The sequence below is a fragment of the Rhodoferax sp. RT5P35 genome (assembly GCF_056521385.1).
Genome location: NZ_JBWMAX010000225.1, coordinates 1 through 1,203, shown reverse-complemented (window position 1 = coordinate 1,203; position 1,203 = coordinate 1). Strand labels below are relative to the sequence as shown.

Here is a 1,203-nt window from a genome sequence, read left to right as displayed (position 1 = left end):
CGCCTTGGCAGCCGCCGCCGCGTCCAGCCCGGCGCTTTGGGTGCCCACCCACAGCTCGGCACTGTCGCCCGCCAGCCGCACGGTGCAGTTCAGCGGCTCCATGGGTGCATGGGCCAGATACGGAAACAGGAACTCGGCTTCAATGTGGTGCGGGGCCTTGTCTAGCGCCGACAGGTCGGCATCGAACTTGCGCGGGCCGGGCTGCTGGGCCAGCGCCCGGTACTGCACCAGTTGCTTCTCGCTGTCTACCTTCTCCACGGCAGACGTATCCCATTGCAGCTTCAGGGCGTCGCGCCCCAGCTTGGCGGGCCAGTAGCCGTCGGCCACCACCGCCACGCCTTCGCCGCCCCGGTCCAGGGGGATGCGCAACACGGCTTTCACGCCTTTCACGGCGCGTGCCGCGCTGTCATCCACCGAGGCCAGGCGGGCACCAAACACCGGTGGGCGCGCCACCACGGCGGTGAGCTGGCCGGGGTGCTTCACGTCGATGCCGAAGTCCTGCCGCCCGCTGCTTTTGGCGCGCGCATCCAGGCGCGTGGTGGGCTGGCCGATGATGCGAAAGTCCTTGGGGTCTTTCAGCGTAACCTTTTCTGGCACGGGCAGCGCCATGGCGGCTTCGGCCAGGGCGCCATAGCCCGCCGTGCGGCCCCCGGGGCCGATCACCGTGCCGGCCTGCGTGCGCAGCGTGGCGACATCCACGTTCCATTGCGCGGCTGCCGCAGACAACAGTATGGCCCGGGCGCGCGCGCCGAGTTCGCGGTACTGGGTGAAACTGTTCTTGATCGAATTGGAGCCGCCGGTCAGGTGCATGCCAAACAGCGGGTCGTGGTAGGCCGCGTCGTTGGTGCCGCTTTTGCTGCGCACCAGGCTCCAGTCGGCATCCAGCTCCTCGGCCAGGATCATCGGCAGGCCGGTCTGTACCCCTTGGCCGAATTCCAGGCGGTTGATGGTGACGGTGACTTCGCCATTGGGTGCAATCTGCACAAAGGCCGAGGGCAGTTGCGTCGGTTTGAGCGCGCTGGCCGTGGCTTGGGCGCTGGCCAGGTAGGGGAAGGCCCCCAGCGCCAGGCCGCCCAAGCCCGCCAGTTTCAGGAAGCTGCGCCGGGGCAGGGTGGTGGAGGTTTCGGGTTGGGCGGCAGTCATCAGGCGTTGCAGCACGCGGGGCATGTCTTGGTAATCGGTGTGGGGCAGCATGGTGGGTAT

At 68.2% G+C, this 1,203-nt stretch carries 1 protein-coding gene; it reads right to left on the bottom strand.

All coding sequences use genetic code 11. The features are described 5' to 3' along the window. Window positions 1-1,194, bottom strand: a 1,194-nt coding sequence (locus tag AC097L_RS25190) for a molybdopterin cofactor-binding domain-containing protein (protein ID WP_479589441.1), incomplete at its 3' end; no start/stop codon positions are given. Between the last annotated feature and the right edge of the window lie 9 nt (window positions 1,195-1,203).